A 23,046-nucleotide genomic window follows, 5' to 3' on the forward strand; every position below is an offset into this window, starting at 1 on the left:
GTGCCGGCGCGCGATCGAGCCGCGCTACAACACCTGGACGCTGCCGGCGGGCTTCATGGAACTGGGCGAAAGCACCGCGCAGGGCGCGGCGCGCGAAACGCTGGAGGAATCCGGCGCCCGCATCGAACTGGGCGAGATCTACACCATCATCGACGTGCCGCAGATCGAGCAGGTGCATGTGTTCTACCTGGCGCACGCGCAGGGCCCCGAGCTGGATCCCGGCCCCGAGAGCCTGGAAGCGCGCTACTACGACGAGGCCGAGATCCCCTGGGACGACCTGGCCTTCCGCACGGTGTCCAGCACCCTGCGCCGCTACTTCGAAGACCGCAAGCACGGCACCTTCGGACCGCATCACTACACCCTAGAATCGCACCGTTGAAGCTGCCCTGGCTCGCCGCAGACACGCCGTTTCCGCCCGCGGAGTTCGCGCTGACGGAGCCGGACGGCCTGCTCGCGGCCGGCGCCGACCTGTCGGTGCAGCGCCTGACCCAGGCCTATTCCAGCGGCATCTTCCCCTGGTACTCGGAAGGCGAACCCGTGCTGTGGTGGAGTCCGGATCCGCGCATGGTGCTGGAGTGCGCCCATTTCTCGCCCTCGCACTCGCTGCGCAAGCTGCTGCGCCAGATCGCGCGCGACGAGCACGCGGCCGCGCCGCGCGTTCAGGTGCGCGTGGACACGGCCTTCGCCGAGGTCATGCGCCAATGCGCGGCGCCGCGCGACGGCCAGCCGGGCACCTGGATCACCGCCGCCATGCAGGAAGCCTATCTGGCCTGGCATCAGTCGGGACGCGTCCACAGCATCGAAACCTGGATCGACGGCGAACTGGCCGGCGGCCTGTACGGGATCAGCCTGGGACGCATGTTCTACGGCGAATCCATGTTCACCCGCAGCACCGACGCCTCCAAGATCGCCCTGGCCTACCTGGTGCGGCACCTGACGGCGCAAGGCGTGGCGCTGATCGACTGCCAGCAGCAGACCCGCCACCTGGCCAGCCTGGGCGCCCGCCCGATCACGCGTTCGAAGTTCCTGCAACACGTGCGCGCCGCCACCGCGCAGCCGTCGCTGGCCTGGACGCCCGGCTGGCTGGACAGCGCCGGCATGCTGCATCCGCTCGCCCGCAAGGACGAGCCGGAATCCCCCGCTTAAGCGTTAATATGTAGCCGTCCCACGCGGGCCCGCCCCCGCATCCCGGGCATCCCATGAGCCAGCTAAAAGAACTACCCTTCTCCACGCTGCAGTTCTACGCGACCGCTCCCTACCCTTGCAGCTATCTGCCGGGTCGCCAGGCCCGGTCGCAAGTGGCTGCGCCCGGCCACCTGATCAACGCCGGCACGTATTCCCAGCTCGTCGAGCAGGGATTTCGCCGCAGCGGCCTGTTCACCTACCGCCCCCATTGCGACAACTGTCAGGCCTGTGTGCCGGTGCGCGTGGATGCCGCCGGCTTCGCGCCCAACCGCAGCCAGCGCCGCGCCTGGCGCGACCATCAGCCGCTGCAGTCCTTCGTGGCCGAGCTGGCCTGGTCGCCCGAGCACTACCGCCTGTACACGCGTTACCAGCAAGGCCGCCACCCCGGCGGCGGCATGGACGAGGACAGCCGCACCCAGTATGCGCAGTTCCTGCTCACCAGCCGCGTCAACACGCGGCTGGTGGAGTTCCGCGATCCGGCGGGCGCGCTGGTGATGGTGTCCATCATCGACGTGCTGGACGACGGCCTGTCCTCGGTCTACACCTTCTACGATCCGGAGGTGCCCGGCAGCCTCGGCACCTACAGCATCCTCTGGCAGATCGAGCAGTGCCGCACGCTCAGCCTGCCCTGGCTGTACCTGGGCTACTGGATCGCCGAAAGCCGCAAGATGTCCTACAAGGCCAGCTTCCACCCGGCGCAGTTCCTGGTGGACGGGCAATGGCGGGACGGCCCGCCGGCGCCGACGGCCTGAGCGGCGGCGGCGGACGGGCCGCCCCAAGACAAATTACAATCCCGCCTCATGTCTATCCTCTTCCACGCCTATCCCCTGGCCCGCCCGGCGCTGTTCGCCATGGACGCGGAAACCGCCCACGAAGTCACCCTGTCCGGGCTGCAACGCGCCTATGAATGCGGCGCCACGCGCAAGCTGCTGCACGCGCAGCCGCAGGCGCCGACCACGCTGATGGGCATGCGGCTGGCCAATCCCATCGGCCTGGCCGCGGGGCTGGACAAGAACGGCGCCTACATCGACGCGCTCGGCAACCTGGGATTCGGCTTCATCGAGGTTGGCACCGTGACCCCGCGCGCGCAGCCCGGCAATCCCAAGCCGCGCATGTTCCGGCTGCCGCGCGCCAATGCGCTGATCAACCGGCTGGGCTTCAACAACCAGGGCCTGGACGCCTTCCTCGCCAACGTGCAGCGCAGCCAGTGGCGCAAGCAGGGCGGCATCCTGGGCCTGAACATCGGCAAGAACGCCGACACGCCCATCGAGCGCGCCGCCGACGATTACCTGATCGGCCTGGCGGGCGTGTATCCGCACGCCGACTACGTGACGGTCAATATTTCCTCGCCCAATACCAAGAACCTGCGCGCGCTGCAGGGCGGTGACGAACTGTCGGCGCTGCTGGCCCAGCTGGCCGACAAGCGCAAGGCGCTCGAGGACCAACACCAGCGCCGCGTGCCGATGGCCGTGAAGATCGCGCCGGACCTGACCCAGGAACAGATCGACGCCATCGCCGACACGCTGCCGCGCCACGGCATCGACGGCGTCATCGCCACCAACACCACGCTGTCGCGCGACGCGGTCGCGGGCATGGCCCACGCCGAGGAAGCGGGCGGCCTGTCGGGCGCGCCCGTGCACGAGCTGTCGCTCGCGGTGATCCGGCGCCTGAAGGAACAGCTGGGAAGCCGCATGGCCATCATCGGCGTGGGCGGCGTGCTGTCCGGCAAAGCGGCCCAGGAAAAGATGCAGGCCGGCGCCGACGCGGTGCAGCTCTACACCGGCCTGATCTATCGCGGCCCGGCGCTGGTGGGCGAATGCGTCAAGGCGGTCGCCGGCGCGCGCTGAGCAACCCGCAATCCTGGCCCGCCCGGGCCGGGGCCTGCCCGCTCTGGACCGAGCGCACACAAATCGCAGGCAAAAAAAGGGGCCACCCGATGGGTGGCCCTAATTCCAGCTCTGCTCTGTCACTCAACAGTACTACATTACTGCGGTTTGCGCACCATGCGCGCGCCTGAAAAAACTCAGGCGCTGCGACGGCTGCGGCTGGCAACCTTGGTGGCGGCATCGGCGGCATCCGAGGCAGCCTTGAAGGTCGCGTTGGCGGCGGCATTCAGGTTCGACTCGGCGACTTCGGCGGCCTGCTTGGCGGCCTTGGTCAGCGAATCGTAGGCGCTGGTCGCGGTGGCCAGCGAGGACTTGATCAGGGCGACGGCGCTTTCCGAGCCGGTCGGGGCATTCTTCGAGAAGTGCTCGACGGCTTCGCTCAGCTGCTGCTGGCCTTCGGCGATCTGCTCTTCGGTCAGCTTGACCAGCTTGCCTTGCACGCCGGCGACGATGTCGTACACGTGCTTGCTGTAAGCCAGGGCCTTTTCGGCGCCCGGTTGCAGCAGGCCGGTGGCGAACGCGGCGGCTTCCTGCGGATCCTTGACTTCAGCGGCTTGCTGCGACTTCTGGGCGACTTCGTCCAGGGTGGCCTTGACGACCTTCAGGTTCAGCTCGACCAGCTTTTCGAAGCCGGAGAAAACGACGGCCTGGGCGGCGACGAAGGTGTTGACGCTGGCCTTCTGGCGGTCCAGGACTTGTTGCGGAATGGCGCTCATAGAATGCTCCTAGGTGTTCAGCCGGAATACCCGGCAAATCAGGATGGTGTCTGCGACGAGATGGAACGTGCGCGGAAACTGGTACTACAAGCTACCGCCGGCGCGTTTGATGCACTGCACAATTGACATTCTAGAGTCCGAAAAAAACTTGTCAAGCAATTTTTGTGCAACGCAACAACCATTTGCACTTTAACAGTGCACGCCCGCGTTCCGATTTGATCCAGCACAAGCTTTTCCCATGACTCGGGAAATACCGGACATGACGGCGTATCAATTCTTTTCTACACTCTTTGCACGCTGATGACATACAGAACCCTACTAAAAGTCAGCGACTTATAAAGAAATACGCAGCAAGTGAAACCCTGCAATGGAGACTCCATGACCCTCATCCCCCGCACGCTTTCGGCCCTGCTCGCGGCCGCTGCCATGGTTACGGCCGGCGCCGCCCAGGCGGAATATCCGGAACGCGCCATCAACATGGTGGTGCCTTTCGCCGCAGGCGGACCGACGGACAACGTGGCGCGCTCGCTCGCCGAAGCCATGCGTCCGACGCTGGGCCAGACTGTCGTGGTCGAAAACAAGGGCGGGGCCGGCGGCACCATCGGCACCACCCAGGTGGCGCGCGCCCAGCCTGACGGCTACTCGGTGCTGCTGATGCACGCGGGCTTCTCGACCGCCCCCTCGCTGTACAAGAACCCCGGCTACGATCCTTACAAGAGCTTCGAACCCATCGGCCTGGTGGTCGATGTGCCGATGACCATCATCGCCCGTTCCGACTTCCCGCCCAACACCATCCAGGAGCTGGCCGAGTACGTCAAAAAGAACAAGGACAAGGTCTCGCTGGCCAACGCCGGCATCGGCGCCGCCAGCCATCTGTGCGGCACCATGCTGGTCGAGGCCCTGGGCGTGCAGCTGCTGACCATCCCCTACAAGGGCACCGCCCCGGCGATGAACGACCTGCTCGGCAAGCAGGTGGACCTGCTCTGCGACCAGACCACCAACACCACCCAGCAGATCAACGCCGGCTCGGTCAAGGCCTACGCCGTCACCAGCCTGCAGCGCGTGCCCACGCTGTCCAAGCTGCCCACCATGGACGAATCCGGCTTCAAGGGATTCGAGGTCGGCATCTGGCACGGCATGTGGGTGCCGAAGGGCACGCCCAAGCCCGTGGTCGACAAGCTCATCAAGAGCCTGCAGGCCGGCCTGGCCGATCCCAAGTTCCAGGACCGCATGAAGCAGCTGGGCGCCACGGTGCTGACCACGGAAGCCAACCCGCAGGCGCTGGACGCCAAGGTCAAGCAGCAGGTGCCGCAGTGGGCCGAGCTGTTCAAGAAGGCGGGCGTCGAGCAGCAATAAGCTGCGTGACCCGCAAAGAGAAAGCCCCCTTTCGCAGGAAAGGGGGCTTTTTTTCAGGCCGCTGATCCGCGCCAGGGCAGGCGCTCTTGAAGGCGCGGCAAACATGCCGCGCGCCTGCTCAGCCGCGCAATGTTTCGGCCTGCAGGCTCAGTCCATTGGCGCCGCCCGAGACCGGTGGCTCGTAGCCCAGCGCCTCGGAAATGCTGGCGGCGGTATCCACCAGCGACTTGATCCATTCATCCTGCAGGCGCTCGGCCGGCGCCGAGATCGACAGCCCCGCCACCAGCTTGCCGGTATCGTCGAAGATGCCGGCGGCGATACAGCGCACGCCCAGCTCCAGTTCCTCGTTGTCGCGCGCGTAGCCGTGGCGCCGCACCAGGGCCAGCTCGCGCTCCAGGCGCTCCAGGTCGGTCAGGCTGTTGCGCGTGTGCCCGGCCAATCCGGTGCGCAGCGCATAGGCGCGGACCTGGCGGGTGTCGCCGGTGGACAGGAACAGCTTGCCGGTGGACGTCAGGTGCAGCGGCGCGCGGCCGCCGATGGCCCGCACCACCTGCATGCCGGAGCGCTCGCTCCAGGCCCGCTCGATGTAGACGATCTCGTCGCCCTGCTGCACCGACAGGTTGATGGTCTGGCCCGTGAGCTTGTGCAGCGAACGCATCGCCGACACCGCCGCCTCGCGCACGTTGAGCCGTCCCTTGACCAGCGACCCCAGTTCCAGCAGGCGCATGCCCAACTGGTACAGGCCGTTGTCCACCCGTTCCACGTAGCGGCCCACCACCAGGTCGTTGAGGATCCGGTGCGCCGTGGACGCGTGCAGCCCGGTCGTGGCCGACAGCTCTTTCAGCGTGACGGGGTCGGGCTGGGCGGCCAGCGCATCGAGCAGCCGCATGGCGCGCTCGATCACTTGTATGGCGATGGGATGGCTTGCGGCGCCGTCGCTATCGGCGTCCAGGGTGTTGCGGGGTGTCGGGAGACGGGACATAGGAGGGAGTTGGAGGCTTCTGGCCGCGCCGCCGAAAGAGACCGGCCTTGCGGCAACGCAGCAAACAGTTCTTTCCCGTATTGTGAAATTTACCAAGGCATTTGGCAATGGGTATTTTGGACTGAATAAAAGGGGTCGCCCCCTTTTTGTTCAGCCATTCGTCAAGCTCAGGCCGCGGCCGGCGGCTCCAGCTTGCCGCCCAGCCGCAAGACTTCGGCCCTGAGGAAAGCCAAGGCTTGCGCGGCGGCTTCGGGTTCGCCCTTCACGCCCAGGTCGATATGCGGCGCGCCGCCAGCCTCGCCCACGCTGGGCAGGCTGAACGCCCGCACGCCCGGCCAGCGCGATTCGACGGTCTGCATCGCCGGGGTGATGCGGGACTCCGGCATGCGGAAAACCAGGAAGGAATGCTCGACATGACTGCGCTGATGCTGCATTGCACGATAGCGCGTGTCCAGCGTCCATTCGAGCATGGGCCAGGCCATGACGGGAAAGCCCGGGACGAACGTGTGGTCGCGGATGAAGAAGCCGGGAATGCGGTTGTAGGGATTCGGCACGATCTCGCAGCCTTGCGGGAACACGCCCATCTGCAGGCGCTGCTGGTTCTCGGGCGTGCTCATGTCGGCCGTGCCCTGCCCCTTGGCCGCCATCTCGGCGGTGCGCAGCGCGATGGCCTCCTCGGCCTCGGGATGCAGCGCCAGCGGCAGGTCCAGCGCGGCCGCCGCGGCCTGGCGGGTATGGTCGTCCGGCGTGCCGCCGATGCCGCCGCAGGACAGCACCACATCGCCGGACGCGAAGCTGCGCCGATAGGCGGCCGTCAGCGCATCGCGATCATCGGGCAGGAATTCGGCCCAGCCCAGCTGCATGCCGCGCGCGGACAGCAGCTCGACGACTTTGGAAAAATGCTTGTCCTGCCGGCGCCCCGACAGGATTTCGTCTCCGACGATGATCAGGCCGATACGGCGGGCGGCGGGTTCTGCGGCCATGTCCAGTTCCAGGTGTGAGGATCGAATGATGTGGGGATCGCGCGCCGCGCTCAGACGTCGATGACGCGCTCTTCGCGCAGGCGTTTGAGCGCCTCGAGCCCGTAGTGCGCGTTGACCAGGGCCGAGAACACCGGCAGGATGATCCAGGCCGGCGGCAGCAGGTTCAGCAGCGAACAGATCAGGCCGATGACCCAGAAACCGCCGTTGTGGCGCTGGATCAGGAGGCGTCGCTCGGCAGGGCTGGCATGCTCGACGATGGCGTCCACCCGCATCATGCGCGAGAACGCGAAGGCCCACCAGAAAATCGGCAGGATCAAGGCCATGGGCGGCACCAGCCACAGCGGCAGCGTCAGCAGCCAGCCGGCGGCGAAGGCGGCCGACACCCACACGGCGTTCCAGACGCTGACCGCGGTGGAATGCTTGCCTTGCACGGCAAGCCCGGCGTATTCACGATGACCCACGTGGCGCAGCACCAGCGGCATCACGAACACGGCGGCGATGGCCAGGCCCAGGATGCCGGAAACCGGCAGCAGGATGGCCGCGGCAACCACCGGGACCAGATAGATCTTCAGCGAGAACAATCCCATCGCCACCAGCCATTCGTCGGTGCGGTTGACGAAGTCCCAGTGCGAGGCCTCCACGCGCAGCCAGTCCGTGAGCGGCGTCCAGAACAGCCAGAGCAGAAGAAAGGCGCCGACCAGGGCGATCAGGAACGGCATCAGCACCGCGAACAGCATGGTCGGATGGCACTGCGACACCAGCGCCCGCTTGAAGGCCAGTCCGACGCCAGCGGCGCTGCGGGAAAAACGGCCGGGCTGAGGCGTGTCAAAGTCTGTGCGCAAGGCGGTCATGAGGCGGGCAAAGGGTGATGGGCATCCCGGGTATGATAGGTCAAACCCGCCTAGCTTCGCTCGTATGCCCCTACTCGTTCCCGGTACCGATCTTGCCGCCCTGCGCACGCGCCTGGGCGCCGCGCCCGACGCCTGGCTCATCGCCTGTTTCTGCGCCGCCTGGTGCGACACCTGCGAGCAGTACAAGCCCAAGTTGCTGGCGCTGGCCGAGACCATGCCCGAGCGCGTGTTCGCCTGGATCGACATCGAAGAGCACGCCGAACTGCTGGGCGACGAGGAAGTCGAGAACTTCCCCACCCTGCTGGTCCAGCTCGGCGGCCGCGTGCTGTTCTACGGTCCGATGCTGCCGCATATCGGCCATCTCGAACGCCTGCTCGCCAGCCTGGACGCAGGCAGCGCCACGGTGACGACGGGCTTGCCCGACCTGCCGGCGCTGTTGACGGTCTGAATTGACGGCCTGAGACTGGCCACATGAAAAAGGCGCCCTGCGGGCGCCTTTTTCATGTGGCCGGCCCGAGCAACCGCGCGGGTCGCAAGCGGAACCGGCAGACGGGCGTAGGAATCTGCCGACGCCCCGCCTCAGGGCTTGCGGCTGCCGCCGAGCAACACGGCGACCTGGCGCTTGGCGCCATTCGACTTGACCGGCGCGTCCTTTTCGGGGGTGGGCGCGGCGGCCGACGGCTCGTAGGGCTTGAGGAAGAAATCGTCCACGGGCTGGCGCGGCGCGGAATACGACGAGCGGCGCTCGGACCCACGCTCAGAACGACCGCGATCGCCACGATCGCCGCGTTCACCACGCTCGCGACCCTCGCGCGGCGAGCTGCGCTCCTCGCCACGGCCGTGGCCGCGGGCGATCAGGTCGGCGGGCACGTCCAGCGTGCCGCGCGGCACTTCGCGCTTGATCAGCTTCTCGATGTCGAGCAGGTAGCGCTCTTCTTCCGCCGTGAACAGCGCGATGGCTTCGCCCGACGCGCCCGCGCGGCCGGTACGACCGATGCGGTGCACGTAGTCTTCGGCGTTGTACGGCAGGTCGTAGTTGATGACGCAAGGCACGCCGGCCACGTCCAGGCCGCGCGCGGCCACGTCGGTGGCCACCAGCACTTCCAGGTCGCCGGCCTTGAAGGCTTCCAGCGCCTTCATGCGATCAGCCTGGGTCTTGTCGCCGTGGATGGATTCGGCCTTCACGCCATCGCGCTCGAGCTGGCGGGCCAGGCGGGCGGTGCCGATCTTGGTGTTGGAGAACACGATGACCTGCTTCAGGCCGCGCGACTTCACCAGGTGCACCACGGCCGCGCGCTTGTTGTCGCCCGACATCTTGTAGGCGATCTGCGTGATGGTGTTGGCGGTGGCGTTGCGAGCGGCGACCTCGATCTCGACCGGCTGGTTCAGGTACGAGCGGCCCAGCTTGCGGATTTCGTTGCTGAAGGTGGCCGAGAACAGCAGGCCCTGGCGCTGCGCGGGCAGCAGGCGGATGATGCGCTCAAGGTCGGGCAGGAAGCCCATGTCCAGCATGCGGTCGGCCTCGTCCAGCACCAGGATGCCAACCTGACCCAGGTTCACGTTCTTCTGCTCCACGTGATCCAGCAGGCGGCCCGGCGTGGCGACCAGGATTTCGCAGCCACGGCGCAGCGCTTCGCGCTGCGGACCGATGTCCACGCCGCCGAACACCACGGCCGAGCGCAGCGGCGTCTGCTTGCTGTAGCGCTTGACGCTCTCGTAGACCTGGTCCGCCAGTTCGCGCGTGGGCGTGAGGATCAGCGCGCGCACCGGGTGCCGCGCCGGCGAGGCGCTGGCGTTGGCCAGCGGCATCAGGCGGTGCAGGATGGGCACGGTGAACGCGGCGGTCTTGCCGGTGCCGGTCTGGGCGGCGCCCATGACGTCGCGCCCCTCCACCACGACCGGAATCGCTTGCGCCTGGATCGGCGTGGGCTTGGTGTAGCCGGTTTCGGCGATGGACTGCAGCAGCAGGGGATGCAGGCCGAAATCGGCAAACGAAGGCGCGGGGGCCTCGGCGGCGGGTGCTACGGATTGAGTGGAGTCAGTCATCAGGGTTAGGCAGATACCGGGACCAGTGAAAAAGAACAAAACGAGAGTGCATGGGCACTGCCGCGCATACGCATCGGGACAACCGGAACACGCGCCACGCTCGCGCGGCCACGCGCGAATTGCCGCGGCGCGCAAGGCGCCGCGAGCGATCCGCATCCTGCCTTGCAGGCCAGGCGGCGCATTCTGGTTTCGATACTTATGAGGGCAGTACCAGGCCCGGATTGCTGTGGATAACTCGAATTTTAGCGCAGCCGGCCCGGCGCACGCGCAAAGCAGGTCGCCGAATGCCCGAAGCGGCCGGAAAACCGACACGGCGGGCGAATCCGATCAAGCAAAAACGTCCATCTGATGGACAGAATCCCGCCAATTCGATGGACACCGCTCCGGCGGGCTCAGCCCGCCAGCCAGCGCAGCCCCCAAAGGACCAGCATGCCGACGATGATGACCAGCACCGCGCTGCGCGTGCGCAGGAACACCAGCACCGCCAGCACGCCCGCCACCAGCTTGTAGTCGAACACCGGCCCCAGCCCTGCCTTCCAGGGCAGCAGGTCGGGCACCACGATGGCCGTCAGGGCGGCCGCCGGCGCATAGCGCAAGGCCCGCCGCACGTTGTCGGACAGCGGAACGTAATCGCCGAACAGCATGAAGCCGGCGCGCGTGATCACGCTGCACACGGTCAACAGCAGGATCGCGGAATAGACGTAGATCTCGGAAGGCCAGAGCGTCATGTGCGCGCCTTGAAGAAACGTTCGGCCCACATGCCGGCGACCACGCCGGTGATCACGGCCGCGGCCAGACCCAGCCGCAGCGGCAGGGTCTGGCCGACCCAGGCGACCAGTCCGGCCGCCAGCATCGACACCAGCATGGGCTTGGAATTGGCCAGCGGCACGGTGATGGCCAGCAGCGCCAGCACCGCGGCGAAATCCAGCGACCAGGTCGCGGGCACCATGGTGCCCAGGTAGATGCCCACGATGGACGAGGTCTGCCACACCAGCCAGCCCGGCGCGACAGTACCGATGAAATACCAGAGCTGCTCGCGGGTGCCGCGCTCGGCCGCGTCGCCGAAACGCGGCATGAACAGCACGAAGCCCATGTCGGTGGTGAAGTAACCCAGCCCCAGGCGCTTGGGCCAGGACAGGTGGCGGAAATAGGGCTGGAGCGCGGCGCCGAAAATGAGGAAGCGCAGGTTGACCACGCAGCCGGCGGCGAAGATCAGCCACAACGGCGCGCCGGTGGCGATCAGCGGCAGCGAGGTCAGCTGCGCCGAACCGGCGTACAGCAGCAGCGTCATGGCCAGGGCCATGGATTCGGTCAGGCCGGACTTGACCATGGCCACCCCGGTGACCAGACCCCAGGTCGCGGTGGCGATCAGGGCCGGCACGATGGCCTGGACGCCGGCGCGGAAGGCGGCGACGCGTTCTTGCCGCACGAGGCGGGGGTCTTCAGTTTGCGCTGAAGGAAGCGCTGGTTCAGAGGACAATGGCTGGCCCCTGGCGATTCGGACAGGACGACATGACTGCTCTAAGGGATGGAAAGCGGCGGCGGCCCGCCTGAAGTCGCGTCCGCGCGGCGGCGGATCCAGGCACGAACGAGGCGTATTGTAACCTCGACGCTTGATACAATGACGGACTTCCGCGAGCGCCGCTTGCGGCCTCCCGTCATTGCACGGGATGCCCGCCGGCCCAAGTCGGAGCTATCGTGCGGCGCCGGCCGCCGCGCGGCGCCAAAAGCGCTTCCGGGCGAAAACGGCGCGCACTAGGATGGGAGCAGACCATGTCGATGGCGGATCGTGACGGTTTCATCTGGTACGACGGCAAGCTGGTGCCGTGGCGTGACGCGACGACGCACGTCCTGACGCACTCCCTGCACTACGGCCTGTCGGTATTCGAGGGCGTGCGCGCCTACGACGGCGAGCTCGGCACGGCCATCTTCCGCCTGCAGGACCACACCCGGCGCCTGTTCAACTCGGCGCACATCTACCAGATCCCCATGCCCTTCGACCCGGACACGGTCAACGAGGCGCAGCGCCAGGTCGTGCGCGAGAACCAGCTCAAGTCCTGCTACCTGCGCCCCCTGGTCTTCTACGGTCCCGAGAAGATGGGCGTGTCGCCCAAGGGCGCCCGCGTGCACGTGGCCATCGCCGCCTGGCCCTGGGGCGCCTACCTGGGCGAGGAAGCGCTGTCCCAGGGCATCCGCGTCAAGGTTTCCTCCTTTGCCCGCCAGCACGTCAACGTGACGATGCCTCGCGCCAAGGTCGCGACCACCTACGCCAACTCGATCCTGGCCAATACCGAAGCCCTGCAGGACGGCTACGACGAGGCCCTGCTGCTGGACACCGACGGCTTCGTGGCCGAGGGTTCGGGCGAAAACCTGTTCCTGGTCAAGGACGGCGTGCTCTGCGAGCCGGAAATCGCCTCGGCCCTGACCGGCATCACCCGCTCCACCATCCACGCGCTGGCCGCCGACCTGGGCCTGCGCGTCGTGACCAAGCGCCTGACCCGGGACGACGTCTACATCGCCGACGAGGCCTTCTTCACCGGCACCGCAGCCGAAGTCACCCCGATCCGCGAGGTCGACAACCGCAAGATCGGCGCCGGCAGCCGCGGCCCGATTACCGAAGCGCTGCAGAAGGCCTACTTCGACGTGGTACATGGCCGCAACCCGAAGTACCATCACTGGCTGAGCAAAATCTGATTCGCGCGGCCTTGTTAATTTCCCGCCAGGCCGCATCATTACCACCCACCCAGCCGTCCTACGGTTCTTTTATTTCAGGAATACCCATGACCGCCGCTTCCCCGGCCGCCGTCTCCAGCGCACAACACGAAGTGATCGAAGTCGGCGCCGAAGACCTGCCCGTCTTCTGTCCCGGCCCCAAGGCTCCGCTGTGGAGCATGCACCCCCGCGTCTTCCTCGACGTGGCCCGTTCGGGCTCGGCCCGCTGCGCCTACTGTGGCGCCGAGTACCGCCTGAAACCGGGCACGGTGCTGCACGGCCACCACTGAGCACCGGCCGCGCCCTCTTTCCTCACGCCAACCGCCACGACCTATGTTCGCCACGCCAGACGAAGCCGAGCACGCGTTCTACGAAGCCCTGGAACAGGCGGACTGCGTCCGCTTGATGCAAGTCTGGGCGGACGACGAGGAAATCGTCTGCATCCATCCGGGCGGCCTGCGCATCGTGGGCCACTCGGCGGTGCACGAATCGTGGCAACAGGTGCTGGCCAACGGCCCGCTGCACATCCGCCCGCTGCGCCCGCTGGTCATGCAGAGCATGATGTGCGCGGTGCACGTGCTGGTGGAACAGGTGGCGGTGCGCACGCGCGAAGGCACGCAGTTTGCCAACTGCTACGCGACGAACATCTATCACAAGGGGCCCACTGGCTGGCGCATGGTCATGCACCACGCCTCGCCCGCCCCCACCGAAGCGGGTGTGCTCGACTTGCACGACGTACCCGACATGCTGCACTAGAGACCGGGTGGATTTTTGTTGGCCGCTGCTCGTTTTGACACAACGCCCTGCCCTGTTCCCTCGTGGCTGCCCGGAGGCGACAGCCAAACCGTCTACGCCGCCCTGTTCGCGCAATACCATCGCATCGCCTTCGTGCGCGACCGCGTGGAAACGCCGGACACCGACTTCGTGGACTTCGACTGGACCGGGCCGGGCCTCTTTCCGCACAAGGCCGCCGACGGCGCGCCCGTAAGCGGCCAGCGTCCGGTCGCCAATGGCAGGACCGCCGCCGCGCGCTGGATGACCGACGCGGACTGGAAATCCCTGCCGCACACGCCGGACACGCCGGCGCTGGTGCTGTTCCATGGCCTGGAAGGCGGCAGCAACAGCCGTTACGCGCAGTCGATCGCGCATCATTTCCGGGCGCGCGGCTGGATCGTGGCCATCGCCCATTTTCGTGGCTGCTCCGGCACGCCCAACCGCCTGGCGCGCGCCTACTATTCCGGCGACTCAGCCGAGGTCGGTTTCCTGCTGGAGACCGTGCGCAGCCGCATCCCGCACGCCCGCTGGCATGCCGTGGGCGTGTCGCTGGGCGGCAACGCGCTGCTCAAGTACCTGGGCGAGCACCATGAGGACACGTCCTGGCTGACCGCCTGCGCCGGCGTCTCGGTGCCGCTGGACCTCGTGGCCTGCGGCAAGACCCTGTCCACCGGCCTCTTCAACCGGAAGATCTACACGGGGCATTTCCTCAAGACGCTCAAGAACAAGGTGCTTGAAAAGGCGCATCGCTACCCGGGTGCCATCGACGTGATGCGCATCGCGCACGCGCGCGACCTGCGCGACTTCGACGACGCCTATACCGCGCCCATGCACGGGTTCCGCAATGCGCTGGACTACTGGACGCGCGCCTCCAGCAAGCCCTGGCTGCCGCAGATCACCGCGCCCACGCTGGTGCTGAATGCGCTGAACGATCCGTTCATCCCGGCCAGCGCCCTGCCCAAGCCCGAGGAATGCTCGGCCAGCGTGCTGCTGCACCAGCCCGCCGATGGCGGCCACGCCGGTTTCCCGACCGGCGCCTTTCCGGCGCACCTGAACTGGCTGCCCCAGCGCCTGGGCCGCTTCTTCGAAACGGGCCTCTAGCCAGATTTGAAGCGCTCAAGCAGCTGCCGCTCTTCCGCCAGTTTGTCCTTGACTTCCTTGATCTGCACGTCGATCTGCGACTGCTCGTAGAAGTCGGAAGACATCCCGCGCGCCTGCTGCAGCTGCGACTCCGCCGCGGCGAAGGCGCCGATCTGCGTGTAGTAGCGGGCCATGTCTCGACGCGCCTGCACCGGCTTGCCGGTGCGTTCCTGACTCTGCGCCAGCATCTGGTAGAGGCTGGGTTCGTCCGCGCCCCATTGCCGGATCTTGCCGCGCAGATAGTCCTGGGCCTCGGCGTGGCGGCCGCCATTCTGCAGCGCCTGGGCATAGGCGATGCCCAGCGCGCGCCGGTCCGGCCAGCGCTTGGACGCGGCCTGCGCCAGCTCCAGCGCGCGGGCATTGTCCTTGCGGGCCAGCGCGATATCCACGCTCAGCTTGGCCAGCTGCGGCGACGACCGTCCGTCTTCCGAGGCCAGGGTCCAGTTGCGCTCCGCATCGGCCAGGCTGTTGCGCTGCAGGGCCTGCAAGGCCAGGCCATAGTAGGCCGCCGACTTGCGCACGCCGGACAGCGCCCGGGCCTCGTCCTGCAGTTGCTGCGCGGCCGAGCGCAGGCTGACCGCGTCGCGCCCCTGCACCACCCGCATCTTGGCGCGGATGTACCAGAAATCATCGCTGTCCACGTGCCGCGTCGGCGGCTGCGAGCGCGCCCGGTTCTGCACATCGGACATGCGCTCGATGGACAGCGGGTGCGTGCTGGCCCAGGAACCGCCGCCCATGCCCTCGTTCAGGCGCGAGGCGTTCATCAGCCGCCCGAACATGTCGGACATGCCCTGCGGGTCGTAGCCTGCCTTGGTCAGCATCTGGAAACCGGCGCGATCGGCCTCACGCTCGGCATCGCGCGAAAAGCCCAGCTGGCGGTTGATGGCGGCGGCCTGGCCGAACGCGGCCACGCCCATCGCCAGGTTGCCGCCACCGCCAGCCAGCGCCGCCAGCAGCGCGCCGGCCAGGCTGGCCAGCATCACCATGCTGTTCTGGTTCTGCTGGGTCATGCCGCGGGCGATATGGCGCTGCACCACGTGGCCGATTTCGTGAGCCAGCACGGCGGCCAGCTCGGACTCGCTGGCCGAGGCGACGATCAGTCCGGTATTCACGCCAATGAAGCCGCCGGGCATGGCGAAGGCGTTGATCTCGGGATCCCGCACGCCGAACATTTCCACCTCGGGCACGGCGCCGGGCGAATACGTGGCCAGCTTGCGCCCCATGGTGGTCAGATACTGGCTAAGCTCGGTGTCGTCGACATAGGTAGGGTCGCGCCGCCCCTGCGACATGATGGCCTCGCCCAGGCTGCGTTCCAGCATCGGGGAAAGCTCGGCCGACGAGGCCGCGCCCATGGAAGGCAGCCCGACGGGCTGGGCATGGGCCGCCAGCGGCAGGGCCTGGAAGACCAGCGCCGCGCTGAGCGCCGCGCTGACGCCTTGTTTCGCAATCGAGCAAATGGAGGGCATGTTCCTGCGTTTCATATGCCTATGATAGCGATCAGCTTAAAATGTTTCATCGTCCCCACAAGCGAGGTTTCAATGCGTCCCGTCCGTAAAGCCGTTTTTCCCGTCGCCGGCATGGGCACCCGTTTTCTGCCCGCGACCAAGGCGATGCCCAAGGAAATGCTGCCCGTCGTCGACAAGCCCCTGATCCAGTACGCAGTGGAAGAAGCGGTGGCTGCCGGCATCACGGACCTGATTTTCGTCACCGGCCGCAACAAGCGGGCCATCGAAGATCACTTCGATTCCGCCCCTGAACTCGAATCCGACCTGGAAAGCAAGGGCAAGCACGAGCTGCTGGCCATGGTGCGTGGCATTCTACCCGCCCATGTGAACTGCCTTTACATCCGCCAGTCCGCCCCGCTGGGCCTGGGACACGCCGTGCTGTCGGCCGCGCCGGCCGTGGGCGACGAGCCTTTCGCCGTGCTGCTGGCCGACGACCTGATCGACGCCGACACGCCCGCCATGAAGCAGCTGATCGACATCGCCGTCGCCCAGAATGCCAGCGTGCTGGGCGTGCAGGACGTGCCGCGCGAAGACACGCGCAAGTACGGGATTGTCGCGACCCAGGATGGCGACGCCCGCGCCAACGGCCGCACCGAGCGCGTCACGCATATCGTTGAAAAACCCGATCCGGCGGCCGCCCCGTCCACGCTGGCGGTGGTGGGCCGCTACGTGCTGGAAGCCGCCATTTTCGATCACCTGCGCTCGACCAAGATGGGCGCCGGCAACGAAATCCAGCTGACCGACGGCATCGCGTCGCTGATGCGCGAACGCGCGGTCTATGCGCACCGCTACGACGGCACGCGCTACGACTGCGGCAGCAAGGCCGGCATGTTCCAGGCCACCGTGGCGCTGGGACGCAAGTACCACGGATTGATTCCGGAATAAGCGCCCGGCTCAGGCCGAGACGGCGCGGGCCTTGGCCCGCGCCCGCGCATCGCGATCGGCCTTGCGCAGCCGGCCCTTGGCGGACAGGCGCATCAGGGTCCCCAGCGCCACCATCAATCCCACCACCTCCACCAGCGCCGCTGGAATCCACATGGTCAGGCCGCCGATGGTCTGGTCGGTCTGCGCCGACATGGCGACGGCGCGGCCGCACAGCTCGAACAAGGGATAGAGGTCGCTTTCGGAAAAGGCGATGACGGCGCCCGCCACCATCTGCGGCGCCATGGTGATGATGGGCGAAATCACGCGGCCGCCCGGCGACATGGCCGCCGGCGGGCTGGGACGCCGGTCCAGGATCAGGTTCCAGTACATGAAGCCGCTGATCACCACCGACCAGTTCATCAACCGGTACAGGCGCCAGTCCAGCATGGAATAGAACTGCACCGACGGCAGCAGCCATACCAGCACCAGGAACACGAACAGCGCGGGCACGAATATCTTGTTGGTCAGCACCGCCACCGTGGCGCGGCCCGGGCCGGTGCGCAGGAAGTCGCGCAGCCGCAGGCGCCAGGCCATCGGCAGCCCGGCGCGCATGACCTGTCCGGGGAAGGCCGCCATCACCAGCAAGGGCCCCAGGTGATGCAGCACCAGGTGCTGGGCGCGGTGGATGAAGAACATGCGCTCGGCGTAGTAGTCGAGCCGGGTATGCATGGACAGGTACAGCAGCACCATGCCCGACCAGAAGTACACCTGGCGGGCCAGCGTCACGTGATGCACCCGTTGGCCGCGCACGAACAGCACGATGGCCACGATGAACGAAGCCACCAGCGTGGGAGAGAACTCCCAGGGTACGAGCCACTCAAGACTGTCCATGCATGCCATCCGGAAGACCGCGGGGAAAGGCCGGCCCGGCGCCAGGCGCCGGGCCGCTGCTCACCGCCGATTGTAGTGGACGCCCGAAGGAGCGTCCCTCCCGGCATCAGAAACGGTGCGTCACGCCCGTGGCGAAGCGGGTGGTATGGGAATTGCCGGGGTCGAACTGGTTGTCCAGCGTGTAGTTCGACGCGTAGCCGGCGAATGCGTAGACCGTGGTGCGCTTCGACAGCTCGTAGGTATACCCCAGCGTCATCAACTGCGCCTTGCGCGCGGTCATGCCATCGGCCCATTGCCAGTCCGGCTTGGCCAGCGACCATTGGGCCAGCACCGTGCCGCGCCCAAGCGGCACGCTCACGCCGAGCAGCCAGGCGTTGACCGTGCCGCCGGCCGCGAAGGCGGCGGGGCCGAGGTTCTGTCCCAGGTTATCCGGATCGCCGCCGTCCAGGCCGACGTAGCCGTTGCGCTGGCGCGACCAGGCCGCCGACACCTTGAGCACCTCGAAGTCGTAGGAAGCGCCCAGCTGCAGCGCCTGCGGCCTGCCCTGGATGCCCTGCGGCGGCTGGGCCAGCCTCATCTGGTCCCAGGTCGCCACGGCCAGCAGCGGGCCATCCTCGTACTTCAGGCCCAGGCTCAGCGCGCGGTTGTTGGCGTTGGTGCGGAATTTCCCCTGCGCGTCGGCATCGAAGGAATAGCCGATCCCGGCCTGCCACCCCTGCCACTCCGGCGTGTAGTAGTTCACCAGGTTGCTGAACTGGTAGTTGTCCGAGGCCTTGAAGGTGGCGCCCATGCCCATTTCCTTCCAGGACGCGATCTCCAGCGCGTTGCCATAGGTCTTGCCCACGGTGTACTGGCGGCCCAGGCGCAACTCGCCCAGGTCATCATGGCCCAGCCCGACCCAGGCGCCATAGTTGAACAGGCTGCGGTCATCGGCCTGCCGTCCCGTGGATGGGTCGAAGCCGTTTTCCAGCTGGAAACGCGCGCTCCAGCCGTCTCCCAGGTCTTCCCTGCCCCGCAGGCCCCACAGCGAGTCCGTCAGGCCGCCATTGAGCATGCCGCTGCGGCTGCCCACGCCGGACACGTTCGTGACGGCCACCCCGGCGTCGACCACGCCGTAGATCTGGACCTCGGTGCCGGACAAGGCGGCTCCGTCGGCACGGGCGGCCAGGGGGCTGGCCAGGCTGGCCGCCGTCAACGCCGCACAAATGTAGTGCTTCTTCATGCATTTCTCCCGACTGCGCCGCGGGCCTTGCCCGCGGCATCGAACCGACTCATTGCCACCCGTACTTGCGGACCCAGATGCCCTTGAGCAGCTGCGTCAGCACGCAGTAGCTCAGGAGGATCCCGGCCAGCCAGGGGAAATAGCTCCACGGCAGCGCCTGCAGCTGGAAGTATCCGGCCAGCGGCGAGAACGGCAGGAACAGGCCCAGGCAAACCACCGCCAGCGTCATGAACATCAAGGGCCAGGCGGCGCGGCTCTGCAGGAACGGAATCCGGCGCGTGCGGATCATATGCACGATCAGCGTCTGCGACAACAGTCCCTCCACGAACCAGCCCGACTGGAACAGCGTTTGATGCTCGGGCGCATTGGCCTGAAATACATACCACATCAGGGCATACGTGGCGATGTCGAAGATCGAGCTGATGGGGCCGAAGAACACCATGAAGCGGCCCAGGCCGTCCGGATCCCATTGCTGGGGCTTTTTCAGCAATTCCTCATCGACATTGTCGAACGGGATCGCGGTCTGGGAGATGTCGTACATCAAGTTCTGCAGCAGCAGATGGATGGGCAGCATGGGCAGGAACGGCAGGAAGGCGCTCGCCACCAGCACCGAGAAGACGTTGCCGAAGTTCGAGCTGGCGGTCATCTTCAAGTACTTGAGCATGTTGCAGAAGGTCTTGCGGCCTTCGATGACCCCATCTTCCAGCACCATCAGGCTCTTTTCGAGCAGGATGATGTCGGCGGCCTCCTTCGAGATATCCACGGCCGAATCGACCGAAATGCCCACGTCGGCCGCGCGCAGGGCGGGCGCATCGTTGATGCCGTCGCCCATGAAGCCCACGGTATTGCCCTGGGCCCGCAGGCTGCGCACGATGCGTTCCTTGTGCGCCGGCGTCAGGCGGGCAAACACGTTGGCCTCGCGCACCGCCACGGCCAGCTGCGCATCGGTCATGGCTTCGATCTCCGCGCCCAGCACGACCTTGCGGACCTCGAAACCGACTTCGCGGCAGACCTTCTGCGTCACCAGCTCCACGTCGCCGGTCAGCACCTCGACCTCGATGCCCGATTCCTTCAGCGCGGCCAGGGCGGGCGCGGTGGATTCCTTGGGGGGGTCCAGGAAGGCGATGTAGCCGACCAGGATCAGGTCGGACTCGTCAGCCACCCCGTAGGCCTGCTGGGTGGGCGGCAGCTCCTTCACGCCCACGGCGATCACGCGCAGGCCGTCGCGGTTCAGGTCGGCCGTGACCTTGCGGATGTCGGCGCGGCGCGCGTCGGTCAGCAGTTGCACTTCTGCACCCACGCGCAGGCGGGTGCAGGCCGACAGCACCTCCTCCAGCGCGCCCTTGCAGATCAGCTCATGGTGTTCGCGACCGTTCTCGACCTCGTTCACCACCACCGACATGCGGCGGCGCGCGAAGTCGAAGGGAATCTCGTCGACCTTGCGGTAGCTCGCCGCCAGATTGAGCTTGCGCTCCACCTCGGCGTGCTGCAGCACCGCCACGTCCAGCAGGTTCTTCAGCCCGGTCTGGTAGTAGCTGTTCAGGTAGGCATAGGCCAGCACGTCGTCGCTGGCGGCGCCATACACATCGGTATGGCGCTCCAGCACGATGCGGTCCTGCGTCAGCGTGCCGGTCTTGTCGGTGCACAGCACGTTCATCGCGCCCAGGTTCTGGATGGCGTCCAGGCGCTTGACCACGACCTTGCGCCGCGACATCCGTACCGCCCCCTTGGCCAGGGTGGCGGTGACGATCATGGGCAGCATCTCGGGCGTCAGGCCCACGGCGATCGCCAGCGCGAACAGCAGCGCCTCGAGCCAGTCGCCCTTGGTGAAGCCGTTGATCAGCATGACGATGGGCGCCATCACCAGCATGAAGCGGATCAGCACCCAGCTGACGCGATTGATGCCCTGCTGGAACTGGGTCGGCACGCGCGCGGTCTGCGTGACGCGTCCGGCGAGCTGGCCGAAGTAGGTGTCGGCGCCGGTAGCCACGATCAGGGCCGTGCCCGAGCCGCTGACCACGTTGGTGCCCATGTAGGCCATGTTCTCCAGTTCCAGCGAATTGGCCGTCTCGACGCGCTGCGTGGCGCTCTTCTCGACCGGCAGCGATTCGCCCGTCAAGGCCGCCTGCGCCACGAACAGGTCCTTGGCGGTCAGGATGCGGCAATCGGCCGGGATCATGTCGCCCGCGGACAGCAGCACCACGTCGCCGGGCACCAGGTCCGCCAGCGGCAGTTCCATGCGGCGCGAGCCGCTGGCGTGCGGTGCCACGCCCAGCGCGCGCCGGACCTCGCCCTCGGAGGGATCGCCCGCGTCGCTGCGCAGCACGGTGGCCGTGTTCTGCACCATCGCCTTGAGCGCCTCGGCGGCGCGATTGGAGCGGCGCTCCTGCGCGAAGCGCAGCAGCGTGGAAATGACCACCATCGAGCCGATGATGATGACGCCGCGCCATGACTGGTCGTCAGGCTCGGCCATCCAGACATCGGTGACCCACGACAGCGTGGCCAGCGCAGTCAGCAGCAGATTGAAAGGGTTGCGGTACGAGTACCACAGGTGGACATACCAGCGCAGCGGCGCTTCGTGGTCGACCTCGTTGCGGCCATGCCGCTCGCGCGCGGCGCTGGCCTGCGCTTCGCTCAGGCCGCCGGCGCGGCTGCCGAAGCGCTGGAACAGCGTCTCGGTATCCTGGCCGGACAGTTCCAGCATGCGGCGGTTGGCATGACGGGCCGCGTCGGGCGGCACGGCAGCCACCTCGCCGCCGCGCTCCAGCATGGGCGAGCGGCGGAAATGGCGCCCGGTGCGCCGCGCTCGGGCGGCGGATGAGAAGAATGACTTCAGGAACGTCAACATCGGAGTGCTCCGGTTGTTTGTTTTCTTGTCCCGCGCGGCGTCCGGGGAAGGATCCCCGGGGAACGGCGCAACCGCGAAGATGGACGCGGCGCGGGAGCTTTTTCTGGGAGACACGGACGACAGGCTGCGTGCCTGGCACGGGCGTGCGCGGCCGCGGCCAGCGGGCGCAGGCCGTCGATCCGCCGCGTACGGGCGTGTTCAAGCACCGGAGCAATGTTGCCGGTGTCCGGATCGCGTCAAGAAGCGCGCCGGGCGCGGAAAACGGAAAGGGAAGCGAGCGGGAGAATCGATACCGGCGGATCGGGCGGACGCTGGGTCAGCCAGGCCGGGGATTCAATGCTGCGGGTTCCGTACGGACCAGGATGCGCCTGGCCGGTCGGCTCGCAGGGAGTGGACTGGTCAGACAGGCATGCCGGCGCCGCGCGCGGGGCGCAATCGAGGCTCGGGGTCTAAGGCACTAGGCATGATTTCTCCTGTGTGTGGACGGGCAGCCGCGGGCGTTCAGGCCGCCAGCGGCTGGACGCCGAAATGCACGTGGCGCACGGCGGGGTTGGCGCTCAGGCGACGGGCCTGGGACATCAGTTCGCCGCGCAATTCGGGGGGGCAATTGACGGTGATGCAGGCCGACGCCAGGCCGGGATCCGAGCCCTGGTCGATCTGCACCTGCGAAACATCCAGGCCGGCGGCGCTGAAGTCCAGGCAGATCTGCTTGCGCAGGGAACCCAGTTCATCGCGCGGACAAATGACCGTCAGCCGCGACGTGCCGCGGCGGCGGCCCTGGGCGGTGGCGCGGTCCACGCCGGCGCGGCGCAGGAACAAGTCGAAGAAACGCATGGCGACCTCCATTGCAAGAACGGAGGAGCGGTTTCGCGAACATGCGCGCACGCGCCGCGCTCGACGGCCGGGCACGATGGACGTGCGCGAACGCGGGCGCTGCGGACGAGCGACGGTTCTGGCGGTTTACGTTGGGGAGATGCCCGGCAAGCCGTGGGCTTGCGCGATGGCCCGGGCTGACGCCTGGACCTTGGGATACGCCGCAACCTGTTCAACAGGCGCGGCAGACGGAGTGCTGCGTGATCCTGTTA

At 67.2% G+C, this 23,046-nt stretch carries 23 protein-coding genes; 11 read left to right on the plus strand and 12 right to left on the minus strand.

Annotated elements, in window-relative coordinates:
• From KDH83_RS10250 to KDH83_RS10265, 4 genes are all read left to right on the plus strand, one after another.
• On the plus strand, positions 1-379 hold a 379-nt coding region (locus KDH83_RS10250; protein ID WP_212315089.1), incomplete at its 5' end, for an NUDIX domain-containing protein.
• Positions 376-1,146, plus strand: a complete 771-nt coding sequence (gene aat / locus KDH83_RS10255; RefSeq protein WP_212315092.1) for a leucyl/phenylalanyl-tRNA--protein transferase — start codon at positions 376-378, stop codon at positions 1,144-1,146. The genes KDH83_RS10250 and aat, both read left to right, overlap by 4 nt.
• A gap of 53 nt (positions 1,147-1,199) precedes the next feature.
• Positions 1,200-1,937, plus strand: a complete 738-nt coding sequence (locus KDH83_RS10260; RefSeq protein WP_212315093.1) for an arginyltransferase — start codon at positions 1,200-1,202, stop codon at positions 1,935-1,937.
• Positions 1,938-1,985: 48 nt separating this feature from the next.
• On the plus strand, positions 1,986-3,032 hold the full coding sequence (locus KDH83_RS10265) for a quinone-dependent dihydroorotate dehydrogenase (protein WP_103272697.1): 1,047 nt from the start codon (positions 1,986-1,988) through the stop codon (positions 3,030-3,032).
• 176 nt (positions 3,033-3,208) lie between these two features.
• On the opposite strand, the gene phaP is transcribed toward KDH83_RS10265, so the two are convergent.
• Complete coding sequence (gene phaP / locus KDH83_RS10270) at positions 3,209-3,787, minus strand: TIGR01841 family phasin (RefSeq protein ID WP_103272696.1); 579 nt, start codon at positions 3,785-3,787, stop codon at positions 3,209-3,211.
• 378 nt (positions 3,788-4,165) lie between these two features.
• Here phaP and KDH83_RS10275 point away from each other — a divergent pair, with 378 nt between their 5' ends.
• Positions 4,166-5,143 (plus strand): tripartite tricarboxylate transporter substrate binding protein BugD, encoded by a 978-nt coding sequence (locus KDH83_RS10275; protein WP_212315094.1) that lies wholly within the window; start codon positions 4,166-4,168, stop codon positions 5,141-5,143.
• 118 nt (positions 5,144-5,261) lie between these two features.
• Here the strand turns inward: KDH83_RS10275 and KDH83_RS10280 are convergent, their stop codons facing one another.
• The 3 genes from KDH83_RS10280 to KDH83_RS10290 form a co-directional block, all read right to left on the minus strand.
• Positions 5,262-6,125: an IclR family transcriptional regulator gene (locus KDH83_RS10280; protein WP_212315095.1), complete on the minus strand. Its 864-nt coding sequence runs from the start codon at positions 6,123-6,125 to the stop codon at positions 5,262-5,264.
• 167 nt (positions 6,126-6,292) lie between these two features.
• Positions 6,293-7,108: a molybdopterin-binding protein gene (locus KDH83_RS10285; protein WP_212315098.1), complete on the minus strand. Its 816-nt coding sequence runs from the start codon at positions 7,106-7,108 to the stop codon at positions 6,293-6,295.
• A 50-nt stretch (positions 7,109-7,158) separates the two neighbouring features.
• Positions 7,159-7,959: an EI24 domain-containing protein gene (locus KDH83_RS10290; protein ID WP_212315100.1), complete on the minus strand. Its 801-nt coding sequence runs from the start codon at positions 7,957-7,959 to the stop codon at positions 7,159-7,161.
• Positions 7,960-8,023: 64 nt separating this feature from the next.
• Between KDH83_RS10290 and KDH83_RS10295 the strand changes: the two genes are divergently transcribed.
• Positions 8,024-8,407, plus strand: a complete 384-nt coding sequence (locus KDH83_RS10295) for a thioredoxin family protein (protein WP_212315102.1) — start codon at positions 8,024-8,026, stop codon at positions 8,405-8,407.
• Between the two features lie 131 nt (positions 8,408-8,538).
• Here KDH83_RS10295 and KDH83_RS10300 read toward each other — a convergent pair whose 3' ends face one another.
• The 3 genes from KDH83_RS10300 to KDH83_RS10310 all read right to left on the minus strand — a co-directional run bounded on the left by KDH83_RS10300 (position 8,539) and on the right by KDH83_RS10310 (position 11,485).
• Positions 8,539-10,005, minus strand: a complete 1,467-nt coding sequence (locus KDH83_RS10300; RefSeq protein WP_212315104.1) for a DEAD/DEAH box helicase — start codon at positions 10,003-10,005, stop codon at positions 8,539-8,541.
• 392 nt (positions 10,006-10,397) lie between these two features.
• Positions 10,398-10,733 carry an AzlD domain-containing protein gene (locus KDH83_RS10305; RefSeq protein WP_212315106.1) on the minus strand — a complete coding sequence of 112 codons (336 nt, stop codon included), beginning with the start codon at positions 10,731-10,733 and terminating at the stop codon, positions 10,398-10,400.
• The gene (locus KDH83_RS10310) at positions 10,730-11,485 is read right to left on the minus strand and encodes an AzlC family ABC transporter permease (protein ID WP_199770980.1); all 756 of its coding nucleotides are present in this window, start codon (positions 11,483-11,485) and stop codon (positions 10,730-10,732) included. The genes KDH83_RS10305 and KDH83_RS10310 overlap by 4 nt, the downstream gene beginning before the upstream one ends.
• Before the next feature lie 293 nt (positions 11,486-11,778).
• Here KDH83_RS10310 and KDH83_RS10315 point away from each other — a divergent pair, with 293 nt between their 5' ends.
• The 4 genes from KDH83_RS10315 (at position 11,779) to KDH83_RS10330 (ending at position 14,592) form a co-directional block, all read left to right on the plus strand.
• Complete coding sequence (locus KDH83_RS10315; protein WP_212315108.1) at positions 11,779-12,699, plus strand: branched-chain amino acid transaminase; 921 nt, start codon at positions 11,779-11,781, stop codon at positions 12,697-12,699.
• A gap of 86 nt (positions 12,700-12,785) precedes the next feature.
• On the plus strand, positions 12,786-13,007 hold the full coding sequence (locus KDH83_RS10320) for a zinc-finger domain-containing protein (protein WP_212315110.1): 222 nt from the start codon (positions 12,786-12,788) through the stop codon (positions 13,005-13,007).
• A 43-nt stretch (positions 13,008-13,050) separates the two neighbouring features.
• Positions 13,051-13,473 (plus strand): nuclear transport factor 2 family protein, encoded by a 423-nt coding sequence (locus KDH83_RS10325; protein WP_103272685.1) that lies wholly within the window; start codon positions 13,051-13,053, stop codon positions 13,471-13,473.
• A gap of 18 nt (positions 13,474-13,491) precedes the next feature.
• On the plus strand, positions 13,492-14,592 hold the full coding sequence (locus KDH83_RS10330) for an alpha/beta fold hydrolase (protein ID WP_212315112.1): 1,101 nt from the start codon (positions 13,492-13,494) through the stop codon (positions 14,590-14,592).
• Here the strand turns inward: KDH83_RS10330 and KDH83_RS10335 are convergent.
• A complete protein-coding gene (locus KDH83_RS10335) occupies positions 14,589-16,112 on the minus strand; it encodes a M48 family metalloprotease (RefSeq protein ID WP_212315114.1) in 1,524 nt (507 codons plus the stop codon). The genes KDH83_RS10330 and KDH83_RS10335 overlap by 4 nt on opposite strands.
• 57 nt (positions 16,113-16,169) lie before the next feature.
• Between KDH83_RS10335 and galU the strand changes: the two genes are divergently transcribed.
• Positions 16,170-17,021 carry a UTP--glucose-1-phosphate uridylyltransferase GalU gene (gene galU / locus KDH83_RS10340; protein ID WP_212315116.1) on the plus strand — a complete coding sequence of 284 codons (852 nt, stop codon included), beginning with the start codon at positions 16,170-16,172 and terminating at the stop codon, positions 17,019-17,021.
• A gap of 9 nt (positions 17,022-17,030) precedes the next feature.
• On the opposite strand, the gene KDH83_RS10345 is transcribed toward galU, so the two are convergent.
• The 4 genes from KDH83_RS10345 to KDH83_RS10360 all read right to left on the minus strand — a co-directional run bounded on the left by KDH83_RS10345 (position 17,031) and on the right by KDH83_RS10360 (position 22,795).
• On the minus strand, positions 17,031-17,900 hold the full coding sequence (locus tag KDH83_RS10345; protein ID WP_212315118.1) for a cytochrome c oxidase assembly protein: 870 nt from the start codon (positions 17,898-17,900) through the stop codon (positions 17,031-17,033).
• A 97-nt stretch (positions 17,901-17,997) separates the two neighbouring features.
• Entirely contained in the window at positions 17,998-19,113 is a 1,116-nt protein-coding gene (locus tag KDH83_RS10350) for a porin (protein WP_212315120.1), read from the minus strand.
• Positions 19,114-19,162: 49 nt separating this feature from the next.
• Positions 19,163-21,961 (minus strand): magnesium-translocating P-type ATPase, encoded by a 2,799-nt coding sequence (gene mgtA, locus KDH83_RS10355; protein ID WP_212315122.1) that lies wholly within the window; start codon positions 21,959-21,961, stop codon positions 19,163-19,165.
• Positions 21,962-22,462: 501 nt separating this feature from the next.
• Entirely contained in the window at positions 22,463-22,795 is a 333-nt protein-coding gene (locus KDH83_RS10360) for a hypothetical protein (RefSeq protein ID WP_212315124.1), read from the minus strand.
• Positions 22,796-23,046: the final 251 nt, after the last annotated feature.

Origin of the sequence: Achromobacter sp. Marseille-Q0513, from assembly GCF_018195695.1 — a bacterium.
GTDB lineage: Bacteria > Pseudomonadota > Gammaproteobacteria > Burkholderiales > Burkholderiaceae_B > Achromobacter.

Excerpts from the sequence above, each read along its gene's own strand:
- KDH83_RS10260 (WP_212315093.1), top strand. The coding sequence starts at position 1,200 with ATGAGCCAGCTAAAAGAACTACCCTTCTCCACGCTGCAGTTCTACGCG.
- KDH83_RS10265 (WP_103272697.1), top strand. The coding sequence starts at position 1,986 with ATGTCTATCCTCTTCCACGCCTATCCCCTGGCCCGCCCGGCGCTGTTC.
- phaP (WP_103272696.1), bottom strand. The coding sequence starts at position 3,787 with ATGAGCGCCATTCCGCAACAAGTCCTGGACCGCCAGAAGGCCAGCGTC.
- KDH83_RS10275 (WP_212315094.1), top strand. The coding sequence starts at position 4,166 with ATGACCCTCATCCCCCGCACGCTTTCGGCCCTGCTCGCGGCCGCTGCC.
- KDH83_RS10280 (WP_212315095.1), bottom strand. The coding sequence starts at position 6,125 with ATGTCCCGTCTCCCGACACCCCGCAACACCCTGGACGCCGATAGCGAC.
- KDH83_RS10285 (WP_212315098.1), bottom strand. The coding sequence starts at position 7,108 with ATGGCCGCAGAACCCGCCGCCCGCCGTATCGGCCTGATCATCGTCGGA.
- KDH83_RS10290 (WP_212315100.1), bottom strand. The coding sequence starts at position 7,959 with ATGACCGCCTTGCGCACAGACTTTGACACGCCTCAGCCCGGCCGTTTT.
- KDH83_RS10295 (WP_212315102.1), top strand. The coding sequence starts at position 8,024 with ATGCCCCTACTCGTTCCCGGTACCGATCTTGCCGCCCTGCGCACGCGC.
- KDH83_RS10300 (WP_212315104.1), bottom strand. The coding sequence starts at position 10,005 with ATGACTGACTCCACTCAATCCGTAGCACCCGCCGCCGAGGCCCCCGCG.
- KDH83_RS10305 (WP_212315106.1), bottom strand. The coding sequence starts at position 10,733 with ATGACGCTCTGGCCTTCCGAGATCTACGTCTATTCCGCGATCCTGCTG.
- KDH83_RS10315 (WP_212315108.1), top strand. The coding sequence starts at position 11,779 with ATGTCGATGGCGGATCGTGACGGTTTCATCTGGTACGACGGCAAGCTG.
- KDH83_RS10320 (WP_212315110.1), top strand. The coding sequence starts at position 12,786 with ATGACCGCCGCTTCCCCGGCCGCCGTCTCCAGCGCACAACACGAAGTG.
- KDH83_RS10325 (WP_103272685.1), top strand. The coding sequence starts at position 13,051 with ATGTTCGCCACGCCAGACGAAGCCGAGCACGCGTTCTACGAAGCCCTG.
- KDH83_RS10335 (WP_212315114.1), bottom strand. The coding sequence starts at position 16,112 with ATGAAACGCAGGAACATGCCCTCCATTTGCTCGATTGCGAAACAAGGC.
- galU (WP_212315116.1), top strand. The coding sequence starts at position 16,170 with ATGCGTCCCGTCCGTAAAGCCGTTTTTCCCGTCGCCGGCATGGGCACC.
- KDH83_RS10345 (WP_212315118.1), bottom strand. The coding sequence starts at position 17,900 with ATGGCATGCATGGACAGTCTTGAGTGGCTCGTACCCTGGGAGTTCTCT.
- KDH83_RS10350 (WP_212315120.1), bottom strand. The coding sequence starts at position 19,113 with ATGAAGAAGCACTACATTTGTGCGGCGTTGACGGCGGCCAGCCTGGCC.
- mgtA (WP_212315122.1), bottom strand. The coding sequence starts at position 21,961 with ATGTTGACGTTCCTGAAGTCATTCTTCTCATCCGCCGCCCGAGCGCGG.
- KDH83_RS10360 (WP_212315124.1), bottom strand. The coding sequence starts at position 22,795 with ATGCGTTTCTTCGACTTGTTCCTGCGCCGCGCCGGCGTGGACCGCGCC.